The following is a 5,179-nucleotide window of genomic DNA, read 5'->3' as shown; positions in this document are numbered from 1 at the left end:
CGTTCCGAGGAGATGGCCGTTCGCAGGAGCTGGATGTATCTGAGGTTGTCGGTCGCGACAACGGGGGGATATCGCCACCATTGGGCCAGCCAGATCAGACCAGCGACCAGCAGCAGGCCGATGGCCCCGTTCCGAACCCACAGTCGCTGGTGGTTGCTCTGATCAATCGAGTAAGTTCGCATGGTGTCTTGAGTCATTCGAGTGGATTGTTTGCAGAGGGCTGCATGGGCGGTGCGTTCCTGCTCCGTTTTTGTCATACGCGAGCGAGGCAACTTCAGCACGCAGCCGTCGCGGCGACTTAATAATCGCCGACAACTTCGCCTTTGCGACAGCTGGAGAGGGCGGCCCATGTGGGCTGATGGATGTACTGGGAGATGAATCGGACGCTGCCGTCCCCCAGTAAAACATGAGCGCCGCCGGTGTGCGGTGAATACATCTGGCAGACATGGCAAAGTGGACTGTTGGGAGGATGAATCGGGGCGAATCCAGTCACAGGGTCGATTTCAGCGGATGAGGGGCCCGAATGGACATTCACCAGCGTCGCTGCTCGATCGCAGGCTGTAATGGGGAAACGGGAAGGATTAATCGTGCAGACAGTCGCGCCGGGCACCACTCCCACCCAGGTCTTGTCACTGACCATGCTGTGCTCCCCGATGAAAACGGTATTGGATAAACCGTCGGTTACATCCGCGGGCCGGGTTCGGGAGTTTCGGTACATGGGACCGTCAGCAATCGAGCCAAAATCAAGGGCCTGAATTCCCCAGGGCTCTTCCTGGCCTGCGTTCGCTACGTAGTGAGAACGGCCGAACGTGGCCAGAACCGTACCGCTTGCATTTTTGACGTCGAACGGGCCGGTGGAATTCGTCGCCGAGGGATTCAGAAATACAGGGAGGTTCATGCGTACGACATTCCCCTGGACCGGGTCCCAGCAGGGGCGATCCGTCCTGAGCTGAAAATACATCGGGGATTGATCGAGTTGCGGCAGGATCATCGCGCCCCACGCGAATCCGTTGGGGCCATCGTAGGTGGTGGGGTCCCGTTGCGGATGGCTGGTGTCGGCCAGGTAAGCTGCCGGGAACACCGAATGTGAGTCGGCGTAATTATGAAGTGCCAAGCCGATCTGCTTGAGATTATTGCGACTTTGTGTCATCCGCGCGGCCTCACGGGCCTGCTGGACCGCTGGCAGCAGCAGCGAAATAAGCACCGCAATGATGGCGATCACCACCAGGAGTTCAATTAGCGTGAACGCTCTTCTGTGACGCATACTTCTCCTGATTCTCCCCAATGTGTTTTGTGGCGTTGGCTATAGAAATTTCTAGTGCTCAAAAACAATAGTGTGCATTTTTAGAAAATTCAAGACTGCTCTACACAAAATAAATCCTTTGGGTTCTGGGACGCTCGCCCCAACCCCATTCGTCAGCGAGTCCAGAATCCTGCAGCGAGGGAACGGGTGATCCCTGTGGTGACCGGCGAGAAGAGGGCCGTTATCGTGATTTGTCCGCAATCGGCGTTCGTGTGCCACTGGCGGACCCTTACCCCATCACACGGTGCAGACGCACCTCACAGCACGGTGCAGACGCACCTCACAGCACGAGCAGCCACTGCGTTTTCCCACGTCCCCGATTTCATGGCACACAACCCCCTGATTTCATTGTGACCATGCAACAAGTGCTCGCTGGTGACGTGCTTCGTAAAGGTGTTGGGCAGCCAAAATTGGTACACTCAGGGGGAGTATTCAGGATAGCAGTGACTTTTCCTTCCTAGACAGAGGTGCAACCATGCGATCGGTGAAACGAATCCTGTGTGCCACGGATTTTTCGCGGTCCTCCGAAAAGGCGGTTCGCTACGCCGAGAATCTGGCGATCGACCTGGATGCTGAACTGATCTTGCTCCATGCGTTTGAAGCGCCTGTGAACTGGACGGCAGAAGGGCAGAAACATCCGGAAGACCCCAAGATCAAGGAGCAGCTCGATGACGTGCTGGTGGGCTCTCCGCTGGGGGACAAATTGTCGCGAGTTCTCCATGCCGGCCCCCCTGCCCCGGTGATCTGCTGGATCGGTCAGGAGCATCAATGCGACCTGATTGTGATGGGGACTCATGGACGGACCGGGCTGCACCATCTTCTGTTCGGTAGTGTGGCGGAAGCGGTGCTGCGAGATGCCCGTTGTCCTGTCCTCTGTATCCGGGACAGGGACCCGGGAGAACCGCCGATGGAACGGCCCTGGAATATGCCGGTCCTGGCACCGCGCATGATGTAAGTCGATTGTCTTCGTGATCCCCATTTCCACGGCAGGAGCTTTGTGCGAGCGGCATAAAGCTCCGCTTTTCGTTTCTCGACTCTGTTGCGTCGACAATATTCTCAGCCGCCGGCAGCGCTGCAACGGGCCTGTCTGGCCCCTTCGTTAACTGCTTTTTCACGAAATGACTCTGTTCTAAGTTGTTTCCACAAAATTGCTTGCGTTTCGATTGATGTTTGCGTGTGGCGTGTGGAAATGCCCCCATCAGGTCTGCCCGAAGCCAAATTGACCGGTTTTCAGGTCCGACTTATACTCCGCCTCCCTTCGTGGGCCGAATCCTTCGAATTTCAGCACTGTTTCGTGCTGATCAAATTCGTGCTGATCAAAACTCCAACTCGTTATTCGATTCGTTTCTGTCAAACACTTCAGATTGGGAGCGCCCGTGTCGGGCAAAAACCACCAGTTCACGACCGGTTGGTTGTTAGCGACGTCAATCGTGTTGTTCACGGTTGCAGTCACGCTGACGCGCGCCCCCATGCGCGGTGCGTCGGACGAAACGTTTGTTGGAAGTCCGACCTCACCCATTCGGATTTCGGCTGAGTGGAGCCAGGAGTGGCGGGAAGAGCTTGGTACGATCGCACTGTTCCGTGGCTTGTGCCGCATCGAGCAAGGTGAAACAACCTACACCTCTGACAGCATGGTTGTCTGGGCTCATGAATCGGAGGATTCGCCGGGAGTCATCGAGCGGCTGACGGTCTACCTGGAAGGGGACGTCCGCATTGACGAGCCGAATAGTTCGCGCACGGATCAGTCCTGCTGGCTCGACATCGATGCCAAGCGGGGAATCACGTTGAAGGTCCGCGGGCGGGGGATCGACAGTCCCGGCCGTGATGACCCGCTGTTCAAACGAGCTGTAGAGCGAAAGACGGGGGCCTCGCGCAGCAGTCTGCGTCAGACTCAATTGACCGTACCCGCTCCTGAAATCTTCGATCCCACCTGGCAGTCGGTGAGTTTGCAGAACCCCGGTGCGATGCGTCGAATTCGCGTCTCACCGCGCAGCCTGAGTTCTCCCTTCAATATTGATAGTGACCCGTCGACCGACACCACACCCGAAGAACAGATCACCCGCATCACAGGTGGGGTGAATATTCTGATCGAAGGTGTAGGGGATGAAATCGGATATGACATTGGAATTGTCGACCTCACCGCTGATCGAGTCGTGATCTGGACTGACAGTTTCAGTACGGACAAGATTCAGCGACCCGAACAGAAGTACCAGGTCTATCTGGAAGGAAACATCGTTATCCGTCAGCACGACACCGTGCGCAACCTGAGTAACGTGATCCGGGCGTCCCGCGCCTACTACGACGCGAGTGAGAATCGAGCTCTGGTCATCGATGCTGAACTGGAAACGTATATCACGCAGCTCGACAGCACGATCCGGATGCGGGCAGAGCGAATTCGTCAGAACTCGATGAAGAATTACCACGCCCAAAATGCCTGGATTACAACCAGTCAGTACGGCGTTCCCGGTTACCGGGTGCAGGCCAGTGACATCTTCGTCGAGAATCGCGATCACGGCCTGTTCACAAACAAACCTCCGCGTGTTGATACTCGGACCGGAGCACTTGTTCCCGAAGACTACTACTGGGTCACTGCCCTCAATTCACAGTTTCTGGTCGATCAGTTCCCGCTGTTTACCGCTCCCCAGGTGACCGTCCCCGCTGAAGACATCACGGCGACGATTCCTATTCAGGGGGTCACATTTGGTGTCGACCGCGTGTTCGGAACCCAGGTAAAGACCACCTGGGATGCGTTCTCGCTGTTCGGTATTCCACGGCCTGAAAATCCGCAGACAAAATTGAGCCTGCTGGCAGACTACTACAGCATGCGAGGTCCGGGCGTTGGGACGCTGGGGACCTATCAGGGGTCGGACGCGTACGGCAACCCGTATGCCGGTTCTCTGTTTGGTCTGTACGTCAATGACGGTGGCTTGGATAACCTCGGTTTCGATCGTCGCGCTCTAATCCCCGCGACCCAGAATCGTTACCTGTTCCAGTGGGAACACCGGCATGATTTCACCCCGTCCGGGACCACAATTTTTGGCGAGCTGTCGGACGTCTCTGACCGAAACTTCCGCGAATCATTCCGCGAGAGGGACTTCGATACAAAGAAGGATCTCGAGTCGAAACTGCTGATTAAGCAGCGGTTCAGCGATAATATCGGTGGATCACTCATCGGTCGTCCGCAGTTGAATGACTATGAAAACAATACGCAGTGGTTACCTAAGGCAGACCTTTACTTCCTGGGTGAACCGCTGCTCAATGAAATGCTGAACTACAGCAGCCACTCTTCGGCAGGCTACGGAATTTCGAATCTGGCTGCAGCGCCGACCGATCCGAACGATGTCGCCACCCCCCTTCCCTGGATGATCAACGGGCAAGGTGTTGTTGCCCAGACTCGCCATCAACTGGAACTCCCCTTCAGTCTGGGAGCCCTGCGGCTGGCACCATTCGTCCTGGGTGAAGCTGCGTTCTGGGGTGATAGCTTCAACGGCGATTCGGTCAGTCGTCTGTATGGTCGAGCGGGTCTGCGGGGCAGTATTTCGTTCCAGCGGATTATGCCCGGCATTCAGAGTGACATCTTCAATCTGAATGGAATCGCACACAAGTCACTGGTGGCGGCTGAGTATGGATTTGCCAGTTCAAACCAGGCACTGAACAACATCGCACAGTGGAACGAATTCGACGACAACGCGCAAGAACGATTCCGGATGCGATTTGTTACGAATACCTTCGGTGGTGTACTGCCTGTGCAGTTTGATCCACGGTTCTACGCTGTCCGTCAGGGGGCCGGGTCAACGGTCACGGCACCCTACAGCGAACTGGTCGACTCGCAGCAGGTCGTGCGCCTGAACTGGAATCAGCGCTGGCAAACGAAGG

The 5,179-nt window shown here is 56.4% G+C and carries 3 protein-coding genes and 1 pseudogene; 2 read left to right on the top strand and 2 right to left on the bottom strand.

What is annotated here, in order from left to right; translation table 11 throughout:
- Both VGE80_RS18760 and VGE80_RS18755 read right to left on the bottom strand, forming a co-directional pair.
- On the bottom strand, positions 1–197 hold a 197-nt coding region (locus VGE80_RS18760; RefSeq protein WP_440593722.1), incomplete at its 3' end, for a hypothetical protein.
- A 101-nt stretch (positions 198–298) separates the two neighbouring features.
- Positions 299–1,264 (bottom strand): DUF1559 family PulG-like putative transporter, encoded by a 966-nt coding sequence (locus tag VGE80_RS18755; protein ID WP_373652625.1) that lies wholly within the window; start codon positions 1,262–1,264, stop codon positions 299–301.
- 514 nt (positions 1,265–1,778) lie between these two features.
- On the opposite strand from VGE80_RS18755, the gene VGE80_RS18750 reads away from it, so the two are divergent.
- A complete protein-coding gene (locus tag VGE80_RS18750; RefSeq protein ID WP_373652624.1) occupies positions 1,779–2,258 on the top strand; it encodes a universal stress protein in 480 nt (159 codons plus the stop codon).
- 421 nt (positions 2,259–2,679) lie between these two features.
- A pseudogene (locus tag VGE80_RS18745) lies at positions 2,680–5,179 on the top strand (hypothetical protein); the annotation flags it as partial.

This window comes from Schlesneria sp. (genome assembly GCF_036405755.1).
Classification (GTDB): Bacteria; Planctomycetota; Planctomycetia; order Planctomycetales; family Planctomycetaceae; genus Schlesneria; species Schlesneria sphaerica.
This window is presented reverse-complemented; position numbering and strand designations above follow the sequence as displayed.

Bases quoted from the DNA above. Each gene is read 5' to 3' on its own strand.
- VGE80_RS18750 (WP_373652624.1), top strand. From the start codon at position 1,779: ATGCGATCGGTGAAACGAATCCTGTGTGCCACGGATTTTTCGCGGTCC.
- VGE80_RS18755 (WP_373652625.1), bottom strand. From the start codon at position 1,264: ATGCGTCACAGAAGAGCGTTCACGCTAATTGAACTCCTGGTGGTGATC.